This is a genomic window from Streptomyces sp. NRRL F-2580 (genome assembly GCF_000720115.1).
Lineage (GTDB): Bacteria > Actinomycetota > Actinomycetes > Streptomycetales > Streptomycetaceae > Streptomyces.
The window spans coordinates 160,689-182,202 of sequence record NZ_JOIR01000009.1 but is presented as its reverse complement, the minus strand read 5'-3'; the positions used below and the strand labels follow the sequence as shown (position 1 = coordinate 182,202).

The 21,514-nt window shown below is 72.3% G+C and carries 23 protein-coding genes; 13 read left to right on the top strand and 10 right to left on the bottom strand.

From position 1 onward, the window contains the following. Positions 1–424: 424 nt before the first annotated feature. The gene (locus tag IF88_RS0111715; RefSeq protein WP_030710042.1) at positions 425–1,228 is read right to left on the bottom strand and encodes an enoyl-CoA hydratase/isomerase family protein; all 804 of its coding nucleotides are present in this window, start codon (positions 1,226–1,228) and stop codon (positions 425–427) included. A gap of 333 nt (positions 1,229–1,561) precedes the next feature. Here IF88_RS0111715 and IF88_RS43385 point away from each other — a divergent pair, with 333 nt between their 5' ends. Next, positions 1,562–1,729 carry a DUF3117 domain-containing protein gene (locus tag IF88_RS43385; protein WP_003966491.1) on the top strand — a complete coding sequence of 56 codons (168 nt, stop codon included), beginning with the start codon at positions 1,562–1,564 and terminating at the stop codon, positions 1,727–1,729. An 86-nt stretch (positions 1,730–1,815) separates the two neighbouring features. After that, on the top strand, positions 1,816–2,466 hold the full coding sequence (locus IF88_RS0111705; RefSeq protein ID WP_234323492.1) for a phosphatase PAP2 family protein: 651 nt from the start codon (positions 1,816–1,818) through the stop codon (positions 2,464–2,466). 34 nt (positions 2,467–2,500) lie between these two features. Here IF88_RS0111705 and IF88_RS0111700 read toward each other — a convergent pair whose 3' ends face one another. Next, positions 2,501–3,163, bottom strand: a complete 663-nt coding sequence (locus IF88_RS0111700) for an O-methyltransferase (protein ID WP_030710037.1) — start codon at positions 3,161–3,163, stop codon at positions 2,501–2,503. Between the two features lie 177 nt (positions 3,164–3,340). Here IF88_RS0111700 and sigE point away from each other — a divergent pair, with 177 nt between their 5' ends. From sigE to IF88_RS0111675, 5 genes are all read left to right on the top strand, one after another. After that, positions 3,341–4,120 carry an RNA polymerase sigma factor SigE gene (sigE, locus tag IF88_RS0111695; protein ID WP_199808064.1) on the top strand — a complete coding sequence of 260 codons (780 nt, stop codon included), beginning with the start codon at positions 3,341–3,343 and terminating at the stop codon, positions 4,118–4,120. Next, on the top strand, positions 4,117–4,776 hold the full coding sequence (locus IF88_RS0111690) for a zf-HC2 domain-containing protein (RefSeq protein ID WP_030710033.1): 660 nt from the start codon (positions 4,117–4,119) through the stop codon (positions 4,774–4,776). The genes sigE and IF88_RS0111690 overlap by 4 nt, the downstream gene beginning before the upstream one ends. 54 nt (positions 4,777–4,830) lie before the next feature. Continuing rightward, positions 4,831–6,192: a trypsin-like peptidase domain-containing protein gene (locus IF88_RS0111685; protein WP_037805715.1), complete on the top strand. Its 1,362-nt coding sequence runs from the start codon at positions 4,831–4,833 to the stop codon at positions 6,190–6,192. Between the two features lie 118 nt (positions 6,193–6,310). Continuing rightward, complete coding sequence (locus IF88_RS0111680; RefSeq protein WP_030710028.1) at positions 6,311–6,757, top strand: sec-independent translocase; 447 nt, start codon at positions 6,311–6,313, stop codon at positions 6,755–6,757. A gap of 141 nt (positions 6,758–6,898) precedes the next feature. Then, positions 6,899–7,630, top strand: a complete 732-nt coding sequence (locus tag IF88_RS0111675; protein WP_030710026.1) for a hypothetical protein — start codon at positions 6,899–6,901, stop codon at positions 7,628–7,630. An 80-nt stretch (positions 7,631–7,710) separates the two neighbouring features. On the opposite strand, the gene IF88_RS0111670 is transcribed toward IF88_RS0111675, so the two are convergent. The 3 genes from IF88_RS0111670 to IF88_RS0111660 all read right to left on the bottom strand — a co-directional run bounded on the left by IF88_RS0111670 (position 7,711) and on the right by IF88_RS0111660 (position 10,870). Beyond that, positions 7,711–8,871 carry an Mrp/NBP35 family ATP-binding protein gene (locus tag IF88_RS0111670; RefSeq protein WP_234323491.1) on the bottom strand — a complete coding sequence of 387 codons (1,161 nt, stop codon included), beginning with the start codon at positions 8,869–8,871 and terminating at the stop codon, positions 7,711–7,713. Positions 8,872–8,913: 42 nt separating this feature from the next. Beyond that, positions 8,914–9,513 (bottom strand): DUF1003 domain-containing protein, encoded by a 600-nt coding sequence (locus IF88_RS0111665; RefSeq protein WP_051836746.1) that lies wholly within the window; start codon positions 9,511–9,513, stop codon positions 8,914–8,916. Between the two features lie 85 nt (positions 9,514–9,598). After that, positions 9,599–10,870 carry a magnesium transporter MgtE N-terminal domain-containing protein gene (locus IF88_RS0111660; RefSeq protein WP_030710020.1) on the bottom strand — a complete coding sequence of 424 codons (1,272 nt, stop codon included), beginning with the start codon at positions 10,868–10,870 and terminating at the stop codon, positions 9,599–9,601. A 201-nt stretch (positions 10,871–11,071) separates the two neighbouring features. Between IF88_RS0111660 and IF88_RS0111655 the strand changes: the two genes are divergently transcribed. Continuing rightward, positions 11,072–11,863 (top strand): hypothetical protein, encoded by a 792-nt coding sequence (locus IF88_RS0111655; protein ID WP_051836737.1) that lies wholly within the window; start codon positions 11,072–11,074, stop codon positions 11,861–11,863. A 58-nt stretch (positions 11,864–11,921) separates the two neighbouring features. Here the strand turns inward: IF88_RS0111655 and IF88_RS0111650 are convergent, their stop codons facing one another. Continuing rightward, complete coding sequence (locus IF88_RS0111650; protein ID WP_030710017.1) at positions 11,922–12,437, bottom strand: hypothetical protein; 516 nt, start codon at positions 12,435–12,437, stop codon at positions 11,922–11,924. Positions 12,438–12,468: 31 nt separating this feature from the next. Continuing rightward, positions 12,469–13,584, bottom strand: coding sequence for a magnesium and cobalt transport protein CorA (locus IF88_RS0111645; RefSeq protein ID WP_030710015.1), 1,116 nt, complete (start codon positions 13,582–13,584; stop codon positions 12,469–12,471). Positions 13,585–13,958: 374 nt separating this feature from the next. On the opposite strand from IF88_RS0111645, the gene IF88_RS0111640 reads away from it, so the two are divergent. The 4 genes from IF88_RS0111640 (at position 13,959) to IF88_RS0111625 (ending at position 16,873) form a co-directional block, all read left to right on the top strand. Then, positions 13,959–14,543, top strand: coding sequence for a suppressor of fused domain protein (locus IF88_RS0111640; protein WP_030710013.1), 585 nt, complete (start codon positions 13,959–13,961; stop codon positions 14,541–14,543). Between the two features lie 60 nt (positions 14,544–14,603). Beyond that, on the top strand, positions 14,604–15,248 hold the full coding sequence (locus tag IF88_RS0111635) for a DUF6758 family protein (RefSeq protein ID WP_030710010.1): 645 nt from the start codon (positions 14,604–14,606) through the stop codon (positions 15,246–15,248). Positions 15,249–15,330: 82 nt separating this feature from the next. Next, complete coding sequence (locus IF88_RS0111630) at positions 15,331–16,194, top strand: PHP domain-containing protein (RefSeq protein ID WP_030710004.1); 864 nt, start codon at positions 15,331–15,333, stop codon at positions 16,192–16,194. 73 nt (positions 16,195–16,267) lie between these two features. Beyond that, entirely contained in the window at positions 16,268–16,873 is a 606-nt protein-coding gene (locus IF88_RS0111625) for a MarC family protein (protein ID WP_030710003.1), read from the top strand. A 72-nt stretch (positions 16,874–16,945) separates the two neighbouring features. Here the strand turns inward: IF88_RS0111625 and IF88_RS47215 are convergent, their stop codons facing one another. The 3 genes from IF88_RS47215 to IF88_RS0111610 all read right to left on the bottom strand — a co-directional run bounded on the left by IF88_RS47215 (position 16,946) and on the right by IF88_RS0111610 (position 20,225). Next, complete coding sequence (locus tag IF88_RS47215) at positions 16,946–17,098, bottom strand: hypothetical protein (RefSeq protein WP_199808063.1); 153 nt, start codon at positions 17,096–17,098, stop codon at positions 16,946–16,948. 100 nt (positions 17,099–17,198) lie between these two features. Then, positions 17,199–18,053 (bottom strand): alpha/beta fold hydrolase, encoded by an 855-nt coding sequence (locus IF88_RS0111615; RefSeq protein ID WP_030710001.1) that lies wholly within the window; start codon positions 18,051–18,053, stop codon positions 17,199–17,201. A 120-nt stretch (positions 18,054–18,173) separates the two neighbouring features. Then, positions 18,174–20,225, bottom strand: a complete 2,052-nt coding sequence (locus IF88_RS0111610) for a DEAD/DEAH box helicase (protein ID WP_030709999.1) — start codon at positions 20,223–20,225, stop codon at positions 18,174–18,176. A gap of 447 nt (positions 20,226–20,672) precedes the next feature. Between IF88_RS0111610 and IF88_RS0111605 the strand changes: the two genes are divergently transcribed. Next, positions 20,673–21,431 carry a ferritin-like fold-containing protein gene (locus IF88_RS0111605; RefSeq protein ID WP_030709997.1) on the top strand — a complete coding sequence of 253 codons (759 nt, stop codon included), beginning with the start codon at positions 20,673–20,675 and terminating at the stop codon, positions 21,429–21,431. Positions 21,432–21,514: the final 83 nt, after the last annotated feature.

The following is a 21,514-nucleotide window of genomic DNA, read 5'->3' as shown; positions in this document are numbered from 1 at the left end:
GGCGCCGAACGTGTCGAGGGGTCGGAGAGCGCAGCCTCGTTGCGTTCGGCACCCTGCGGGGATCACCCCGACACACACCCACCCCCGTCCCAACCGGCCCGGCTGCCCCGATCCCTCAGCCCCGTTCCACCATCCAGCCTCGCCGCGCAAATTCAGCCCCTCCGGCGTTTGAGGAGCGGGGTGCGGGGCGGAGCCCCGGTTTTTGGGCCGCGCCGTCCAGCTGCGGCGCGCTACTCCGGCCTCCGCCCACCATCCGACCCCGCCGCACCATTCAGCCTCGCCAGCGTTTGAGGAGCGGGGTGCGGGGCGGAGCCCGGTCTTTGCGCCGCACACCGTCCAGCTGCGCCGCACCATTCAGCCTCGCCGGCGTTTGAGGCGCGGGGTCTGGGGCCGAGCACCGGCGGCGGCGTCCCCGGGCGGGAGCCTAACGGCCGAGGTACTTCGGGGGCTGCTTCGCGAGGAAGGCCTGGACGGCGATGCCGTGGTCCTCGGAGGCCCCCGCGCGGGTCTGGAGGACGTCCTCGTGGGCCAGGGCGTCCGCGAGGGAGTGGGAGGCCCCGTAGGCGAGGGACTCCTTCAGCGCGGCGTACGCGACCGTGGGGCCCGCGGCGAGGGTGCGGGCCACCGCCTCGGCCTCGGCATGCAGGGAGCCCGCGGGCACCAGGCGGTTGGCGATGCCGAGCTCGTACGCCTCCTGGGCCTTGACCGACCGCGGGAAGAGCAGCAGGTCCGCGGCGCGGGAGCCGCCGATCAGGCGGGGGAGGGTCCACGAGACCCCGGAGTCGGCGGTCAGCGCCACCCCGGCGAACGAGGTGTTGAAGGAGGCGGTGTCGGCGACCACCCGGAAGTCCGCCGCCAGCGCGAAGCCGAAGCCCGCCCCGGCCGCCACGCCGTTCACCCCGGCCACGACCGGCTTCGGCATCTCGGTGAGCGCCCGCACGATCGGGTTGTAGTGGTCGGCGACCGTGCTCATGGTCAGCGAGGTACCGCTCTCGCGGTCCGAGGCGAGGTTGCCGATGTGCTCCTTGAGGTCCTGGCCCACGCAGAAGGCCCGGTCTCCGGTCGCGGTCAGCAGGACGGCCCGTACCGCCGTGTCCCCGGCCGCGGCCTCGACCGCGTCGCGCAGGGCGACCTTGGCCTCGGTGTTCATCGCGTTCATCGCGTCCGGACGGTTGATCGTGATGGTCGCGAGTCCGTCGGTCACTTCGTAGAGCACGCTGTCGGCCATGGCAGGGGGTCCCCCTTCGTCGCGGGCTTGGCTACCGGCCGGTACCGGCCGGTGCAAGGGCCAGCATGGCGGACCGGACGCGGTGCGCACATGTGATGTGCGTCAAAGAAAGCCGGAGCCGTTCCCGGGGTGCGGCGGCGCAGTATCGCAGGCGGGTCCCCGAAATGAGTGGTTTTGGTCGAGCGCGTTGCGCAAGCGTTCCCGGGCGATGTTGGTCATCGGGTCCTGACATGCGGGATAATGGCTGGGAAGCAATGTGTTCGATGCCGGGTATTAGGCGCCTGAACGGGGCCGTCGGCTGACGATGAGCTGGTTTCAGGAAGGGGAACGAGCATGGCGGCCATGAAGCCGCGGACGGGCGACGGCCCGCTCGAGGTCACCAAGGAGGGGCGGGGCATCGTCATGCGCGTACCGCTCGAGGGCGGCGGTCGGCTTGTCGTCGAACTGACCCCTGATGAGGCGGACGCCCTGGGTGACGCCCTGAAGAAGGTCGTCGGCTGACCCCCCAAGGACGCTGACAGCACTTCCACCTTCTGCATTCTCTGCGCTGCCCCGACCGCGATCAGCGGCCGGGGCAGCGTTGTGTCGTGTTCGAGGACAGATCCCTCCGGAGCCACGCCGTGACCTTCTCCCCGCCTGCGCCGCCCGCCTTCGCGGACTGCAGCCCCCGCCAGAAGGCGGCCCGGGTCCTCTCCGACGTGCTGGCGCCGGCGAACCTGGTGGTGGCCCTGCTCCTGCTGATCGGCTGGCACAGCACCGCCTCGTGGACCGGGCTCGGCTGGGGCCTGCTCGGCGCCCTGTTCTGCGGCGTGGTCCCGATCGCCGTCATCGTCCTCGGCGTCCGCCGGGGGGCACTGACCGACCAGCACATTCGGGTGCGGCGCCAGCGGCTCGTCCCGATGGGTCTGAGCCTGCTCTCCGTCGTCGCCGGGATCACCCTGCTGCACGTCCTCGGCGCACCCGGGGAGGTCTTCGCGCTCGTCGTCGCGATGCTCGTGGGCCTCGTCTCGTCCCTGCTGGTCACGGTCGGCTGGCAGATATCGATCCACATGTCGGTGGCCGGCGGCGCGGTGATGATCCTGGCGCTCGTCTTCGGCCCGCCGGTGCTCCCCGCGGCGCTGATCGCCGCCGCCGTCGGCTGGTCCCGCCTGGTGCTGAAGGCGCACACCCCGGCTCAGCTGCTCGCCGGCGCCGCCCTGGGCGGCACGGCCGCGCTCACCTTCGCGCTCCTGAGCTGAGCCCAGGAGGGGCCGCGCGGCCGGCGTGCGGCGCTCAGCGGCGGACGGCGCAGAGCAGCCCGTCGCCCACCGGCAGCAGCGCCGCCTCCAGGGCCGGGCTCTCCCGGACGCTGCGCAGCAGCTCGCGGACGCGGAGCACCTCCACAGGCTGGGCCGCGGAGTCGACCGTACGGCCGTCGGAGAAGACCCCTTCGAAGCACACCAGCCCGCCGGGGCGCAGCAGCCGCAACGATTCGGCGAGGTAGTCGAGGGACTCGGTGGGGTCCCCGTCGCAGAAGACGAGGTCGTACCCGCCGTCGGCGAGCCGGGGCAGGACGTCGAGGGCGCGGCCGGGGATGAAGCGGGCGCGGTTGCCCGCGAAGCCGGCGGCGCGGAAGGCCTGGCGGGCGAAGGCCTGCCGGTCCGGCTCGGGATCCACCGTGGTCAGCACCCCGTCGGGGCGCATGCCGTGCAGGAGGTGGATGCCGGAGACGCCCGTTCCGGTGCCGATCTCGGCGACCGCCTTGGCGTCCGCGGTGGCGGCCAGCAGGCGCAGCGCGGCCCCGGTGCCGGGGGAGACGGAGCGCAGGCCCGCTTCCCTGGACCGGTCGCGGGCCCATCGCAGAGCGTCGTCCTCGGCGACAAACGCGTCGGCGAACGCCCAGCTCGTCTGCCGGTTGCCGGTAATGACCCTCTCCTGTCCCCATAGTTGGCGCAACGGTGACTGTATCCGCTGACGTCGGGAACCCGCAGATGGGACCGGGCGTTGTGCAGGGTGTATGCGGGATGAGAAGGACGGCGCCGGGCAGATCGACGGCCGGGGCCGCTCCGGGACCTAAATCCCGCGTAAAGATACTGCAAAAACGCTTATCCGGAGCTGACAGAGGGGGTGGCTATGGTAGGGACTCCACTGGACACCACCAGAGCCGACAGGGGAGGTGCGGCTGCGCCTGTGGATCGTAGGGGCGTGCTGAGACGCCTCTTCTGGTCGGCGGGTGAGCCGAAATCCGTGACCTACATTGCTGACCGCTTCCACACCGCCGACGCCGCAACCACCGCGACCTTTGCCGCCGATGCGGGCTCCCAGGCGTGGACCCCTCCTTCGTGGGAGGAGATCGTCAGCACGCACAGCGCGCGGGTCTACCGCCTTGCCTACCGTCTGACGGGTAACCAGCACGATGCCGAGGACCTGACCCAAGAGGTCTTCGTCCGCGTCTTCCGCTCGCTCTCCACGTACACGCCCGGCACCTTCGAGGGCTGGCTCCACCGCATCACGACGAACCTGTTCCTGGACATGGTCCGCCGCAAGCAACGGATCCGCTTCGACGCGCTCGCCGACGACGCCGCCGAGCGGCTGCCGAGCCGTGAGCCGTCCCCGCAGCAGGTGCTCCACGACACCCACTTCGACGCGGACGTCCAGCAGGCGCTGGACACCCTCGCGCCCGAGTTCCGCGCGGCCGTGGTGCTGTGCGACATCGAGGGGCTGTCGTACGAGGAGATCGCCGCCACGCTCGGCGTGAAGCTCGGCACCGTGCGCAGCCGTATCCACCGGGGCCGTTCGCACCTGCGCAAGGCGCTCAAGCACCGGTCTCCCGAGGCCCGTGCGGAGCAGCGCGCCCTGGCGGGCGTGTCCATGGGCGCCCCCGGCGCCGGGGGAGAGGGCGGAGCCGAGTGAGCGAAGTCAGTCCGTCTCCTGCCGAACAGCACCTGGGCGACCGGCTCGCCGCCCTGGTGGACGGGGAGCTGAAGCACGACGCACGGGAGCGGGTCCTGGCCCACCTGGCGACATGCGCCAAGTGCAAGGCCGAGGCCGATGCCCAGCGCCGCCTGAAGACCATGTTCGTGGAGAGCGCGCCCCCGCCGCTGTCCGCGGGACTGCTGGCGCGGCTGCAGGGGCTGCCGGGCGGCGGCTCCGACGGCTCCTCCGGCCCTCTCGGCGGTCCGCCGGGCCCGACGGCTGCCGGCCCCTTCGACGCGTTCGCGTACGGGCTGTCCCCGGCCGCCCGGCCGCAGCAGGAGGGTTTCCGCATACACGAGGTGGGCCGGCCGCGCCGTCGGTTCGCCTTCGTCGCCGCCGGAGCCGTGTCACTGGCCGCGCTCGCCCTGGGCGGTGCGCTGCCGCAGGACGGCCTGGACCCGAACGTCCGGGGGGATTCCCCCGCGCCCGCCTCCAGGACCGGCCCCGCCCTGCCCGTGGCCGACGCGTCGGTCCGGGAACGCATGCCCACGCCCGCGGCCGTCCCGACCCTCCTGTCGACCGCCGCGACCCCCCTGCCGCCCATGTACCCCACCCCTGCGAGCCCCGCGCGTCCGATCTCCCTGCTGCGCTGACCCCGGAGCTGGTTGAATCAGCTGCACATGCGCACAGGTACGCGGGGAGCGCCCATGGCCGACAGGCAGCAGACCGATCCGGCTCCACAGTGGTGGAGCCGGCCCGAGGGCACGGCTGACGGCCGCCCCGAGGCAGTGCCCGCCCCGCGGCCCGGAGCCGGGGACGAGGCGGGCCGGGGGGCGTGGCGGGAGCCCGCAGCCGAGGACCGCGTCCCTGCCGCACGCGAAGCCGGCCCGGACGGCGAACCGCCGGCCCGCGAGGTGCGCTACGACCCCTGGGGCGAGCAGCCGCTCCAGGTCGTGGACCGCGGCAAGGACCGGCGCGGATTCCGGCTGTGGCAGGTGGCGGCCCTCAGCGCCGGAACCGCCCTGCTCGCCGGCGGGGTCGGCGGCTACGTCGGAGTCCTCGCCGAACGGCAGAGCAGCACCCGGCTGGAGCTCCCCCAGGCCGCCGTCGCCGACAAGGGCCGGGCACCCGAGAGCGTGGCCGGGATCGCGGCCACCGCGCTCCCCGGAGTGGTCACCCTGCACGTGCGGGGCGAGAAGGGCAGCGGCACGGGCACCGGCTTCGTCCTCGACGAGCAGGGCCACATCCTGACCAACAACCACGTGGTCGCCGACTCCAAGGAGATAGCGGTCACCTTCAGCACCGGCGAAAGCGTCACCGCCGAGCTGGTCGGCCGCGACTCCGGGTACGACCTGGCCGTGGTCAAGGTCAGCGGCGTACGGGGCCTGCGGCCGCTGAGCCTGGGGAACTCCGAGAACGTGAAGGTCGGCGACCCGGTGGTGGCCATCGGCGCGCCCTTCGACCTCTCCAACACCGTCACCGCCGGCATCATCAGCGCCACCGGCCGGCCCGTCACCGCGGGCGGCGACAAGGGCGACGGAAGCGACATCAGCTACGTCGACGCGCTGCAGACCGACGCGCCGATCAACCCCGGCAACTCCGGCGGCCCCCTCCTCGACGCCAGGGCCCACGTGGTCGGCATCAACAGCGCCATCCGCGGCGCCGACAAGGACGACCCCAGCCGCCAGGGCGGCTCCATCGGGCTCGGCTTCGCCATCCCCATCAATCAGGGCAAGCGCGTCGCCGAGGAGCTCATCCGCACCGGCCGCGCCACGCACCCCGTCATCGGGGTCACCCTCGACATGGACTACACGGGCGACGGAGCCCGGGTCGGGGACAAGGGTGAGGACGGCAAGCCGTCCGTGGTCGCCGACGGGCCGGGCGCACGTGCCGGGATCAAGGCCGGCGACGTCATCACCAAGGTGGACGGACAGCGTGTCCGGGGCGGTGACGAGCTGATCATCAAGATCAGGGCGCACCGCCCGGGCGATCCGCTCACCCTCACCGTGTTGCGCGAGGGCCGCGAACGCACGCTGCAAGTGGTCCTCGGATCGGCGAACGGATCATGAGCGGCGGGTGACGGGCGGGTGAAAGCGTCACGGAGGCCGCACACAGGTATGGGTGTGTGGACAACGCCGGGTACCGTGTGTTCGGGCCCGAAGTGATAGAGAGCCGAGGAGCGGCAAGGTGTTCAACGACATAGGCGCACTCGAACTTGTCACGATCGTGGTGCTCGGCATCCTCGTCTTCGGCCCGGAGAAGCTGCCCAAGGTCATTCAGGACGTGACCGGCTTCATCCGGAAGGTCCGTGCGTTCTCGGACAGCGCCAAGCAGGACATCCGCTCCGAACTCGGCCCGGAATTCAAGGACTTCGAGTTCGAGGACCTGAATCCGAAGACGTTCATCCGCAAGCAGCTGACCGAGAACGAGGACCTCAGGGAACTCCGCAGCAGCTTCGACCTCCGCAAGGAGCTGAACGACGTCACCGACGCCGTGAACGGCGACGGGGCCACCCCCGCGGCGCCCTCCTCATCGGCCGCCGCCACGCCCATCGGAACGGGCCCCGATCTGCTCAAGAAGCCCGTCTCCCCGGCCCAGGAACAGCGCTCGCGCTTCGACGCCGACGCCACGTGACACACGGCCTGCCCGGCGTTTCGCGGTCGGGTGGCTATCCTCCATCTGTTGTCCGGACCCAGGACGCCCGAGGGAGGGGGTCCCCCCAGCCCAGCGAGGGGGAGGGCCGTTCCGGACCCCACGGAACGAGAGGCCGCTCAGATGGAGACGACGAGCAGTAGCCGGGTAGGCGCGCAAACCGCCGAGGCACCCGCCACCGCCGCCGCGCCCGTGCAGGAACCGCAGACCGACGCGCAGACCGACACACAGCCGCAGGAGGCCGCCGCACCGCTGCCGGCCGCCCGGCGGACGGCCGAGGGCTTCCTGGCCGCCGACTTCCCCTGGTACGGGCTGGACGGGGCCTTCACCGGCCCCCGCTGGCTGATGCAGGTCGGCACCGCCGCCGACGGGACCGTGGAGCACGGCTCCACCGGTCACGGGGACGAGCCCTCCGCCCGGGGCGAGATCGCCACCGGGGAGAAGGAACGCTTCGCGGTGGTCATCACCGTGGCGAGCAACCCGCTGCGCCGCAGCGGCGACGGCACCGGCGTCCTGGAGGCCACCTCGGTCTCCTCGGCGGCCTGGCTGGCCGGCTCCGGGCTGCTGGCCTACAGCTGGCCGGGGCAGATGGACCACTCCCTGCGCGACGACTGGCTCGACCAGCAGACCGAGGCCGCGTGGGAGCTCGCGGACGACCTGGCCGGGGACGACTGGTCGACGCTGTCGCTGCCGGTGGACGGGGAGCCGACGCCGTTCCACTACCGCGAGTCCGAGTTCGGGTGGGTGCTGGCCGGCTCGACCGGCAGCGGCGTCCACCTGGGCGCCTACGGGCGCGGAATGAGCGCGTACGGCCTCGGCTTCTCGGCGATCGCGGACCTCGCGACGTACGAGTAGGCGGGCGGGTACGGGAAAGGGCACCGCCGGCCGGCGGTGCCCTTTCCCGTGCTGCGCGGCCCGGTGCGGGCCGTGCCCGGCTAGAACTTGTTCCGCGGGGTGATGCCCAGGGACATGCCCGAGAGGCCGCGGGCGCGGCCGCCGAGCTTGCCGGCGATGGCGCGCAGGGCCGCGCCCGCCGGGGAGTCCGGGTCCGACAGGACGACCGGCTTGCCGTCGTCGCCGCCCTCGCGCAGGCGCACGTCGATCGGGATCGAGCCCAGCACCGGCACCGAGGCGCCGACCGTCTTGGTCAGCCCGTCGGCGACCTTCTGGCCACCGCCCGAGCCGAAGACGTCCACCATCTCGTCGCAGTGCGGGCACGGCAGGCCCGACATGTTCTCGACGACGCCGACGATCTTCTGGTGGGTCTGGACGGCGATCGAGCCGGCCCGCTCCGCGACCTCGGCCGCGGCCTGCTGCGGGGTGGTGACGACGAGGATCTCGGCGTTCGGCACCAGCTGGGCCACCGAGATCGCGATGTCGCCGGTGCCCGGCGGCAGGTCCAGCAGCAGGACGTCCAGGTCGCCCCAGAACACGTCCGCCAGGAACTGCTGCAGGGCGCGGTGCAGCATCGGTCCGCGCCACACCACCGGAGCGTTGCCCGGAGTGAACATGCCGATGGAGATGACCTTCACGCCGTGCGCCGACGGCGGCATGATCATGTTCTCGACCTGGGTCGGGCGGCCCTCGACACCGAGCATGCGCGGCACGCTGTGGCCGTAGATGTCCGCGTCGACCACGCCGACCTTCAGGCCGTCCGCCGCCATCGCCGCGGCCAGGTTGACCGTGACCGAGGACTTGCCGACGCCGCCCTTGCCGGACGCGACCGCGTACACGCGGGTCAGCGAGCCCGGCTTGGCGAAGGGGACCTCACGCTCGGCGGTGCCGCCGCGCAGGGTGGCCGCCAGGTCCTTGCGCTGCTCGTCGCTCATCACGTCGAGGGTGACGGCGACGGAGGTGACGCCCGCGACCTTCTCGACGGCCTCGGTGACGTTCTTGGTGATGGTCTCGCGCATGGGGCAGCCCGACACCGTGAGGAAGACCGTGACGGCGACCGCGCCACCGTCGCCGATCTCCACCGATTTGACCATGCCGAGCTCGGTGATCGGCCGGTGGATCTCGGGGTCGTTCACCGTCGCCAGAGCGTCCAGGATCGCGTCCTGCTCAGGCACGGCGGCGGAGCTTGTGTCGGTAGCCATGCCCCGATGGTACGGCTCGGTAGCACGGCTCAGGAAAGCCTGTCAGCGGTCGCCTTCATCACGTTCCGCCGGGAATAGCCGCCGCTCGTCCATCTCCTTGATCAGGTCCTGGAACTCGGATCTGATCCAGTCGCGCGTGGCGACCTCGCCCAGACCCATCCGCAGGGCCGCGATCTCGCGGGTCAGGTACTCCGTGTCGGCGATGGACCGCTCGTTCTGCTTGCGGTCCTGCTCCAGGTTGACCCGGTCCCGGTCGTCCTGCCGGTTCTGCGCGAGCAGGATCAGCGGAGCGGCGTAGGAGGCCTGGAGCGACAGCATCAGCGTCAGGAAGATGAACGGGTACTTGTCGAACCGCAGGTCGTCCGGCGCGAAGATGTTCCACAGCACCCACACCACGATGACCAGGGTCATCCAGACGATGAACCGGCCCGTGCCGAGGAACCGCGCCACCTTCTCCGACAGCCGCCCGAAGGCCTCCGGGTCGTACTCGGGCAGCAGTGAGCGCCGCGGCGCGCGCGGCAGGTCCAGGCGGACCCGCGAGCGGGTCAGCGCGCTCGACCCGGTGCTCTGGGCCGACTTTCCCGCCCGTTCGGCGGAACGGTCCGCCGCCTCCGCCGCCAGCCCGTGCTCACGCGCCTGCATCCGGGCCTGCTCGCGCCGCTCCCGGATCTGCTCGCGCCGCCGCTCACGCGCCTGCTCTCCGCGCCCCCGGTCGAAGCGCCCTCGCTCACTGGCCACGCAGGGCCTCCTCGGAATGGAATTCCGTCTCCCGCCAGTCGTCCGGCAGCAGGTGGTCCAGTACGTCGTCCACGGTCACCGCGCCCAGCAGCGAGCCGCTCTCGTCGACCACCGGCACCGCCACCATGTTGTAGGCGGCCAGGTGCGTGGTCACCGCGGGCAGCGAGGCGTCCGGCCGCAGCGGCGGCAGGTCCGTGTCCACGATCGAGCTGACCAGTGTGAACGGCGGGTCCCGCAGCAGCCGCTGGAAGTGCACGGTGCCCAGGTACTTGCCCGTGGGCGTCTCGTCCGGCGGCCGGCACACGTACACCTGCGCCGCCAGAGCCGGCGACAGGTCCGCCTGCCGTACGCGGGCCAGCGCGTCCGCGACCGTCGCGTCCGGCCGCAGCACGATCGGCTCGGTGGTCATCAGACCGCCCGCGGTGTTCTCCTCGTAGGACAGCAGGCGCCGCACGTCGGCCGCGTCGTCCGGCTGCATCAGCGTCAGCAGCCGCTCCTTGTCGTCCTCCGGCAGCTCGGAGAGCAGGTCGGCCGCGTCGTCCGGGTCCATCGCCTCCAGGACGTCGGCGGCGCGCTCCTCCTTCAGCTTGCCGAGGATCTCCACCTGCTCGTCCTCCGGCAGCTCCTCCAGGACGTCCGCGAGCCGGTCGTCGTCGAGGGCGTTGGCCACCTCGGCGCGCCGCTTCGGCGTCAGGTGGTGCAGGACGTTCGCCACGTCCGCCGGGCGCATCTGCTCAAAGGTGGCGACCAGGTTCTCGGCGCCCTGCCCGTGCTCCTCCAGCGAGAAGCCCGTCACAGCCGACCACTCCACCGTCAGTGTCTCGCCGCGCCGGCGCAGCGCCCCCGCCTTGCCCTTCCGCACGAAGATCCGGTCGATCTCCCAGTCCCGGCGGGCCGGCAGCTGCTGGATGGCCACATCCAGGACGGTGACCTGCTCGCCGCTGCCGACCAGCGTCACCCGGCGGTCCAGCAGCTCGCCCAGGACCAGCCGCTCGGTGGGGCGCTGCTCGAAGCGCCGCATGTTGACGACGCCGGTGGTGATGACCTGCCCGGACTCCACGCCCGTGACGCGCGTCATCGGCAGGAAGATCCGGCGCCGGCTGACCACCTCGACCACCAGACCCAGCAGCCGGGGCGGCCGGCCGCCGACGCGCAGCATCGCGACCAGATCGCGGACGCGCCCGACCTGGTCGCCGTTGGGGTCGAAGACGGGCACACCCGACAGATGCGAGACGAAGATCCGCGGGGCGCCTGCAGCCATCCGAGCGCCTCCTAGAGCGTCCACCAACAGTCTTATGGGCCCTCAGGCTAGCCCGTGCCGCGGGCAAGCGTCCTGGTGGGCGGTCCGCCCGGGGCCCGGCGGGGTCTCCCACCCCGTCACGCGGGGCGCGGTCGCGGGCGGCGGCGTACGGGCGGGTACGCTGCCTGCTGCTCGCAGACGACCGACGAGAGGCACCCGCACGTGACCGCCTACTTCCCTGCCGCGCGGCTGCGCCGCGCCGCCTTCATCGGTGTGCTGTGCGCGGGCCTCGCCGTCACCGGTACGGGCTGCGGGGAGGACCCCGACGAGGGCACGAACGGTGTCGGCAAGCTCTCCGCCGACAAGATCGAGGAGAAGGCGAAGGCGGCCGCCACGGGCGCCGACTCGGTGCACCTGTCCGGCACGCTGGTGAGCGGCGGCAAGTCCTTCACCCTCGACATGCGGCTGAAGTCGGACGGCGGCTCCGGTGAGGTGAAGTCGAAGGACGACACCTTCCAGCTGCTGCGCGTGGGCGAGCAGCTGTACCTGAAGGCGAGTGCGGCGTTCTGGGGGCAGTCCGACTCGGCCGGCAAGCTCGGCGACAAGTACGTGAAGGTGCCCGAGGGCGACCCCTCGTACAAGCAGTTCCGCGGGTTCACCGACATGGACGTCCTGCTGGACGGGCTGCTCGGCCTGGAGGGCGAGCTCGCCAAGGGCTCCTACACGAAGGTCGGGCACACCCGCGCGGTCCAGGTCACCGCGGACGCGGGCAAGGGCGGCAAGCTCTCGGTGTCCTTGGAGGGGACCCCGTACCCGCTGCTCATGGAGCGCGCAGGCGGCGCCGGCCGGGTCGAACTCGCGGAGTGGGGCAAGCCGTTCCAGCTGGACCCGCCCGCGCAGGACCAGACGGTCGACTACGGCACCCAGCTGCCGACGACGAAGGACCAGAGCGGCGAGCCCGCGCCGGCCCCCTCCAAGGGCTCCGGCCAGGGCTCGAATCCCACCAAGCCCTGAGCCGCCCCCCGGGGGCACGGCAGGGCGGCGGAGCGGTGGAGCGGTTCGCCGGAACGTCCTAACCCCGGGCGGCCTTCTTGCGCTTCAGGAGGAGCTTCGGGAGGCCCGCCGGGATCGGCTTGCGCGTGGTCGCGGGGGAGGCGAGCGGGGCCGCGGCCAGCGAGCCGTCCGGCAGTTCGGACCGCGCCGACTCCGGCTCCAGCCGCAGCAGCCGGCACTCCCGCGCCCACCGCTCCGTCATGTCCTCGGAGTCGGGCGCGTTCAGCCGCTTGCCCTTGAGCTCCGCCACCGCCGCCGTCCACTCCTCGCCGCGCGGCGGGAGCTCGCGCACGGTCGCCGTCCAGGCCACCAGCCGGCCGCCCTTGTCCTTGCTCCGCACGGTCACCTCGGCCGCCGCGCCGTCCGCCAGCCCCGGGAACGGCTGCTCACCGGGCCCGTCGCCCACGACGTGCGCCGCGCCGTCCACCCAGGCGTGCCACAGGGCGCGGTCCGCCCCGGCGCCGCGGACCCAGATCAGGCCGGACTTCTTGGTGGCCTCCTCGACGAGGGCCAGGTCGAGCGTGCTGAGAGTCATGCGGACAGGGTAGGCGGTCCCTCCGCCCGCCCTACAGCCAGCCGTGGCGGCGCAGCGCGCGGTGGATGGTGAAGCAGGAGGCGGCGATCGTGGCCATGACCAACGGATAGCCGTAGCGCCAGTGCAGCTCGGGCATGTGGTCGAAGTTCATCCCGTACACCCCGCAGATCATCGTCGGCACGGCGATGATCGCCGCCCACGAGGTGATCTTGCGCATGTCCTCGTTCTGGGCGACGGTCGCCTGCGCGAGGTTGGCCTGAAGGATCGAGTTCAGCAGCTCGTCGAAGCCCATCACCTGCTCGTGCACCCGCGCCAGGTGGTCGGCGACGTCCCGGAAGTACTTCTGGATGTCCGGGTCCACCAGCCGCATCGGCCGTTCGCTCAGCAGCTCCATCGGGCGCAGCAGCGGCGATACCGCCCGCTTGAACTCCAGCACCTCGCGCTTGAGCTGGTAGATGCGGCCCGCGTCGCCGCCGCGCGTACTGCCCTTGGCGGGGGCGGCGAAGACGTCGCTCTCCACCTCGTCGATGTCGTCCTGCACGGCCGCCGCGACCGCGATGTACCCGTCGACGACGTGGTCGGCGATGGAGTGCAGGACCGACGAGGGGCCCTTGGCGAGGAGGTCGGGGTCGTCCTGGAGCCGGTGGCGCAGCCCCTTGAGGGAACCCTGGCCGCCGTGCCGCACCGTGATGACGAAGTCGGGGCCGGTGAAGCACATCACCTCGCCGGTCTCCACCACCTCGCTGGTGGCGGTCAGTTCGGCGTGCTCGACGTAGTGGATCGTCTTGAAGACGGTGAAGAGCGTGTCGTCGTAGCGTTCCAGCTTCGGCCGCTGGTGGGCGTGGACCGCGTCCTCCACGGCCAGCGGGTGCAGTCCGAAGGTGGCGGCGATCCCGGCGAACTCGGCCCCGGTGGGCTCGTGCAGGCCGATCCAGGCGAAACCGCCGTCCTCGCGGACCCGGCGGATCGCCTCACGCGGCGTCAGACACGCCGGCCCCAGCATCCGCCGGCCGTCGCGGTACACGGCGCAGTCGACCACCGCGCTGCTCGCCGACGGGTCACGGGTGGTGTCGTAGCCGGGCTGGGCGGGGCTGGACTTGCGCAGCGACGGGCGGACGGCCGCACGCAGGTAGGGCAGCATCGACATGGCAGGCTCCTTCGCACGCACGGCTGCGGACCGTACGGGTGGGAGACCCTCCACGACCGCGGGCGGGCACGCCCGGGCTCGGGGGAGGGAACAGGACGGGAGGACAAAGTTCTGCCGTCGCTCTTCTACTGATCAGGAGATCAAACGGAGCGGGAGGCGTCCGTCACAGATGCGGAAGAGCGATTGGTACTGCACGATCGACTTCGATCCACTGCAGCCCCACCTCCTCCGGCCGGTCCCCCGTGGGGGAGGTCCTGTCTCCGGGATGCCAGGCATGCTTCGGCATGCGGCCCCGAACAGCTGTCAACACTATCAGCCGACGGATGGTCAAGACCCGCCCTTTACCCGCCTGATACGAGTTCTATGCTCGCTCCATGGCAGAAATTCTGGCCCTCGTCGAGGCCCGGCTGCGCACCGCGTTCGGTGAACCCGACGCCCGCGCCGCCGTCACCTTCCTGGGCACCGACCGCATCGAGGTACTCCGTTTCGCCGAGGGCGACCTCGTGCGGTACGCGACCCTCGGGATGTCCGCGCACCCGATGACCGATCCGACCGCCGTGGTCGCCGACCCCGTACGGGGCCCGCGCGCCGAGCTCGTGCTGACCGTACGGGCAGGACTGGCGCCCACCGACAAACTGCTCAGGCCGCTCGCGGTGCTGGCCGCGTCCCCGCAGGTCGAGGGGCTCGTCGTGGCTCCCGGGGCCTCGCTGGACGTGGGCGATCCGCTCTGGGACGGGGCCCCCTTCAGCTCCGTCCTCGTGGCGGAACCCGGCGGTCTGGTGGAGGACCTTGAGCTCGACGAGCCCATGGATCCCGTGCAGTTCCTGCCCCTGCTCCCCATGACGGCGAACGAGGCCGCGTGGAAACGGGTCCACGGGGCGGCCGCCCTCCAGGAACGCTGGCTCGCGCGCGGGACGGACCTGAGGGACCCTTTGCGTACCGCCGTCGCGCTGGACTGACGGCCCGGACGGGTGACCGCGCCTTGACTGGCGGCCGGGCGGGGAGGAGCGTGGCTTCCTATGAGGGGTGAACCAAGTTGCCCGAAGTGCGGTGGCCGGGTCAGGGCGCCCGGACTCTTCTCCGACTCCTGGCATTGTGCGCTGCACGGCGCCGTCCACCCCCTCCAACCCGTCATCCCGCCCAGTGTCGAAGGCCTGGGCGTGGTGGTGCACCGGTCCCGGGTGCCGGTGTGGATGCCGTGGCCGCTGCCGGTGGGATGGCTGTTCACCGGGATCGCGTCCGCCGGTGACGACCGCAGCGGCGGCCGGGCGACGGCCGTGGCCTGTTCGGGCCCCGGCCCGCTGGGCGGCATCGGCGAGCTGGTGCTCGTCGCCGAGGAACTGGGCGTCGGACTCGGTGCGCGGTACGCGGGCATCGACGGACCCGACCCCGGCTCCCACATCGACGTCTCGTCGCAGCCGCACACCAAGGTCGTCGCCGCGGGCCGCCCGACCCCGCTGTGGCACCTGAACGGAGCCCCGGACGACCGGGCCGTCTTCGCGGGGGAGGCGAGGGGCCTGTGGCTCTGGGCCATCGTCTGGCCGGAGCAGTCCGGCCTCCTCATGTACGACGAGCTCGTCCTCACCGACCTCCGCGACGCGGGAGCGGAGGTCGAGCTCCTTCCTTGCGGGGCCCTGAGCCCGCGCATCCTGGGCCCGGCGTAGATCCCTCCGGGGAGGGGCGCCCCTTCCGCCCGGTTATCCTGGAGCGTCCCCCACCTGTCCGTACGACCTCTGGAGCTCGGCTGTGCGCATCGACCTGCACGCCCACTCCACGGCGTCCGACGGTACGGACACCCCCGCCGAGCTGGTGCGCAATGCCGCCGCCGCGGGGCTGGACGTGGTCGCGCTGACCGACCACGACACCGTGGGCGGATACGGGGAGGCCCTCGCGGCCCTTCCCGCCGGACTGACCCTCGTGACCGGGGCCGAGCTGTCCTGCCGGCTCGACGGGATCGGCGTGCACATGCTCGCGTACCTCTTCGATCCCGAGGAGCCCGAGCTGGCCCGCGAGCGGGAGCTCGTCAGGGATGACCGCACCCCCCGCGCCCGGACCATGGTCGACAAGCTGCGGGCGCTCGGCGTCGACGTCACCTGGGAGCAGGTGGCGCGGATCGCCGGGGAGGGCTCGGTCGGGCGGCCGCACGTCGCCACCGCCCTGGTCGAGCTGGGTGTCGTGCCCACCGTCTCGGACGCCTTCACGCCCGACTGGCTCGCCGACGGCGGCCGCGCCTACGCCGAGAAGCACGAGCTTGACCCCTTCGACGCCATCCGCCTGGTCAAGGCGGCCGGCGGCGTCACCGTCTTCGCGCACCCCGCCGCCGTCAAGCGCGGCCGCTGCGTGCCCGAGTCCGCGATAGCCGAGCTGGCGGCCGCGGGCCTGGACGGCATCGAGGTGGACCACATGGACCACGACGCCGGCACCCGCGCGCGGCTGCGCGGCCTGGCGGCCGACCTCGGCCTGCTGGCCACCGGGTCCAGCGACTACCACGGCAGCCGCAAGACCTGCCGCCTCGGGGAGTGCACGACCGACCCCGAGATCTACGGCGAGATCACGCGCCGCGCGACCGGGGCCTTCCCCGTGCCCGGCGCCGGCGGACGCGAGCGCTGACCGGCCCCTCCCGGCCCGCTCCACCCGTCCCCGCCTTTCTTCGCGACACCCCTCTCTCCTGCAAGGCATCACTGTGTTTGATTTCGCCGTCTTCGGATCCCTTTTTCTCACGCTTTTTGTGATTATGGACCCCCCGGGGATCACGCCGATCTTCCTCGCCCTGACCTCCGGCCGCCCCGTCAAGGTGCAGCGCCGGATGGCCTGGCAGGCCGTGTGCGTGGCCTTCGGTGTCATCGCCGTCTTCGGCATCTGCGGTCAGCAGATCCTGGACTACCTGCACGTCTCCGTCCCGGCGCTGATGATCGCCGGTGGTCTGCTGCTCCTGCTCATCGCCTTGGACCTGCTCACCGGCAAGACCGACGAGCCGAAGCAGACCAAGGACGTGAACGTGGCCCTGGTGCCGCTGGGCATGCCGCTGCTCGCCGGGCCCGGTGCGATCGTGTCGGTGATCCTGGCCGTGCAGAAGGCGGACGGGGCCGTCGGCCAGGTCTCCGTCTGGGCCGCGATCATCGCCATGCACGTCGTGCTGTGGATCACCATGCGCTACTCGCTGGTGATCATCCGGGTCATCAAGGACGGCGGCGTCGTCCTCGTGACGCGGCTCGCCGGCATGATGCTCTCGGCGATCGCCGTCCAGCAGATCATCAACGGCGTGCTCCAGGTCGTACGGGGCGCCTGACCCGACGGCCCCGCGCATGCGAACGCCCCCGCACCGGATCGGTGCGGGGGCGCGAACGGTTTCGTGCGGGCGTCAGATGGACGCGCTCTCGGCCGGTCGGATCAGAATGCGCTGGCCGACGGCTGCGGCCTGCTGCACGATCCGGTTGACGGAGGCCGCGTCCACGACGGTGCTGTCCACGGCGGATCCGTCGACGTCGTCCAGGCGCAGAATCTCGAAGCGCATGGGGCTTCTCCCTTCGTCAGTGTTCTCCTTGCAGAGGGTTCAACGAAGTGTAGGCCGCAATCATTCCCTACGCTAAGGAAATTTTTTCACTGGCTAAGTACTAGCCGGTGCAGGTGTCCCAGAAGGCGGCCAGCGCGGCGGCCGTGACGGCCGGATCCTCGGCGTTCGGCGAGTGCCCCGTCCCGGGGACGACCACCCGCTCGGCGCCCAGGCGCCGGGCCATCTCGTCCAGCAGCGGGACCGGCCACGCGTCGTCGACGGCCCCCGACAGGACCAGCTTCGGCAGCCCGGTCCGGCTCAGCTCCGCCACCCGGTCGGGCTCGGAGATCAGCACCCGGCCCGTGACGATCAACTGCTCGGGAACGGTCGCCACCCACCGCCCCCGCAGGAACTCCGCCAGCTCGGCGGAGTCCGCGGCCGCGTCCTGCGGGTCGTGGGCGCGCATCGCCGCCCAGATGGCCGGCATGTCGCCACCCATCGCCTCCAACGCCGCCACCAGCAGCTTCGTACGCGCCTGCTGCTCCTCGGTGATCGCGGCGGGGCCGCTGCTCAGCAGGGTGAGCGAGGCGAAGGGCGCGGGGTCGCGGAGCACCGCGGCGCGCGAGATCAGCCCGCCGAGCGAGTGCCCGACCAGGTGCACGCGGTCCGAACCCAGGGCGCGGGCCTGCGCGAGCACGTCCTGCGCCAGCTCCTCCAGGGCGTACGGCGCCTCCTCGCGCGGACCCGGGCTCTCGTACTGGCCGCGTCCGTCGACGGCGACCACCCGGTATCCGGCCGCGGCCAGCGGCTCCAGGAGGCCGATGAAGTCCTCCTTGCTGCCCGTGAAACCGGGGACCAGCAGGGCGGTGCCGCGGACGGGCTCACCGGCTTCGTGTACGGCGAAGGCGCCGCGATCGGTGGTGAGGAGGTACGCGCGGGCGGCGGAGGGCAGGGTCAGGCGCGGCGGCTTGCTCATGCGCCAGAGGTTACCGGCCCGTAGATTCCGGGCGCAGCCTCCCCCGGGCGACCCCGGGTACGCCGACGGCCCCGGCCCCCTCGGAAGGGGGACGGGGCCGTCGGTGCGGTGCTCGGGTGCTTACGCCTCCGGGGCGGCCGCGACCTTGCGGGTCCGGGTGCGCTTCGGCTTGACCGGCGCCTCCTCGGCCACGGCGGCGGCCTCGGCGACCGGAGCGGCCTCGGCGACCTTGCGCGTACGGGTCCGCTTCGGCTTGGCCGGAGCCTCCTCCGCCACGGCCACCGCGCCGGCCTCGGCGGCGACCGGAGCCGCCTCCGCGACCTTGCGGGTCCGGGTGCGCTTCGGCTTGACCGGCGCCTCCTCGGCCACGACGGCGGCCTCGGCGACCGGGGTCACCGGGGCGGCCGCGACCTTGCGGGTGCGCCGCGCCTTGACCGGCTCGACGGGCGGGGCCATCTGGAAGTCCGGCTCGGGGGCGCTCGCCACGATCTTGCGCGGGCGGCGCGCCCGGACGGGCGCGGGCTCGACGGGCGCGGCCGTCTGGAAGTCCGGCTCCGGTGCGCTCTCCACGACCTTGCGGGTGCGGGCGCGCCGCGGCTGGGCCGGGGCCTCCTCGACGACCGGGGTCACCGCGGCCACGGGAGCCTCGACCACGGAGGCCGGGGCGGCCTCCACGACCTGAGCGGTCTCCACGGCCTGAGCGGCCTCCACGGCCTGGGCCGGCACCGCGCCCACACGGGTGCGGCGGCGGCGCGGCCGGCGCGGCTCGTCGGCGGCCGGAGCGGCCGGCGCGTCCACCACGGGGGTGACGGCGGCGGCCTCGGCGCCCTCGGCCGGCTCCGCACCACCACGGGTGCGGCGGCGCTGACGCGGCGTACGGGTGCGCGCGGGGCGCTCCTCGGTCACCACGGCGGCAGCGGCCGGACCGGAGCGCCCGCCACGGCCACCGCGGCCGCCGGTCTCGCCCAGGTCTTCCAGGTTCTCGGCCTTCAGGCCGGCCCGCGTGCGCTCGGCGCGCGGCAGGATGCCCTTGGTGCCGGCCGGGATGTTCATCTGCTCGAACAGGTGCGGGGACGTGGAGTACGTCTCCACCGGGTCGTGGAAGTCCAGCTCCAGCGCCTTGTTGATCAGCTGCCAGCGCGGGATGTCGTCCCAGTCGACCAGGGTGACGGCGATGCCCTTGTTGCCCGCGCGGCCGGTGCGGCCCACGCGGTGCAGGAAGGTCTTCTCGTCCTCGGGCGTCTGGTAGTTGATGACGTGGGTCACGCCCTCGACGTCGATGCCGCGCGCGGCGACGTCGGTGCACACCAGCACGTCGACCTTGCCGTTGCGGAACGCGCGCAGCGCCTGCTCGCGCGCACCCTGGCCCAGGTCGCCGTGGACGGCGCCCGAGGCGAAGCCGCGCTTCTCCAGCTGCTCGGCGATGTCGGCCGCCGTGCGCTTGGTACGGCAGAAGATCATGGCCAGGCCACGGCCCTCGGCCTGGAGGATGCGGGAGACCAGCTCCGGCTTGTCCATGTTGTGCGCGCGGAAGACGTGCTGCTTGATGTTGGCGACGGTCACGCCCTCGCCCTCGGGCGAGGTGGCGCGGATGTGTGTCGGCTGCGTCATGTACCGGCGGGCGAGGCCGATGACCGCGCCCGGCATGGTCGCCGAGAACAGCATCGTCTGGCGCTTCGCCGGCAGGTAGTTCATGATCTTCTCGACGTCGGGCAGGAAGCCCAGGTCGAGCATCTCGTCGGCCTCGTCCAGGACGAGGGCCCGGACGTGCGAGAGGTCGAGCTTCTTCTGGCCGGCCAGGTCGAGCAGGCGGCCCGGGGTGCCGACGATGATGTCGACGCCCTTCTTGAGCGCCTCGACCTGGGGCTCGTACGCGCGGCCGCCGTATATGGCGAGCACACGGACGTTGCGGACCTTGCCCGCGGTCAGGAGGTCGTTGGTGACCTGGGTGCACAGCTCGCGGGTCGGAACCACCACGAGGGCCTGCGGGGCGTCGGTCAGCTGCCCGGGCGTGGCCCGGCCCGCCTCGACGTCCGCGGGGACGGTGACCCGCTCCAGCAGGGGAAGGCCGAAACCGAGCGTCTTGCCGGTTCCGGTCTTGGCCTGGCCGATGACGTCCGTGCCGGAAAGGGCGACGGGGAGGGTCATCTCCTGGATCGGGAAGGGGGACACGATGCCGACGGCCTCAAGGGCTTCGGCGGTTTCGGGAAGGATCCCGAGGTCTCGGAACGTAGTCAGGGTGCTGCCTCTTCTGTGAGACGCGGCGCGAGGCGGCGAGGGGGGTCGTACCGTGCCGTGCTTGCAGTACTGCTACGTACGAAGCTGCGCGGGACCACTAGCCTTCGCTCAGGCGCATCTGCCGCTGAGGGGGCCCCTCGTGGGAGGCGGTACGCATGAACGTACGCACCACACCGAGGGCGGTCGGTTGGAGCCGATCGGGCCACCGACCGGGCATCCTCATTCGGATGGCCCGCCGAGTATCCGGCAGGCGCTTTACCACTGTACCCCGGAATCGCGCAGGTGTGTCGGGTGAATTCACCGGGTAGACGCGTTTAGCTGGACGGGCGGTCAACCGGTGTGGTGCCTTGGAGGGCCATTCGGCGGGCTATTGTGCGGAGCATGTCGACCGTAGAAAACGCCTCGCCCGCCGACGACAGCGCACCCGACGAAGCCGTCGGCATCGCTTCCCAGGACTGGGCGACCGCCTCTGCCTCGCCGCAGTACCGGGCCGCCGTCGTGGACCTGCTCGGCGCGCTCGCGTACGGAGAGCTCGCGGCCTTCGAGCGCCTCGCGGAGGACGCGAAGCTCGCGCCCACCCTGGACGACAAGGCCGAGCTCGCCGCGATGGCATCCGCCGAGTTCCACCACTTCGAGCGCCTGCGGGACCGGCTCACGGCCATCGAGGTCGAGCCCACCGCCGCCATGCAGCCCTTCGCCAAGGGCGTCGACGACTTCCACCGCCAGACCGCTCCCTCGGACTGGCTGGAGGGCCTGGTCAAGGCGTACGTCGGCGACTCCATCGCCAGCGACTTCTACCGCGAGGTCGCCTCCCACCTGGACACCGACACCCGCGCGCTCGTGCTCGGCGTGCTCGACGACACCGGCCACGGCAACTTCGCCGTCGAGAAGGTGCGCGCCGCGATCGAGGCGGACCCGCGCTGCGGCGGCCGGCTCGCGCTGTGGGCCCGCCGGCTGATGGGCGAGGCCCTCTCGCAGGCGCAGCGCGTGGTCGCCGAGCGTGACGCCCTCTCGACCATGCTGGTCGGCGGCGTCGACGGAATGGCGGCCGGTTTCGACCTGGCGGCCGTCGGCGAGATGTTCACCCGGATCACCAAGGCGCACACCAAGCGGATGGCGGCCCTCGGCCTCGCCGCCTGATCGGACGGCCCCCTCCGCAGAGCCCGATGGGGCTTCGTACACCGGCCCCGGCGCGCACGATGCGCGCCGGGGCCGGTGTACGT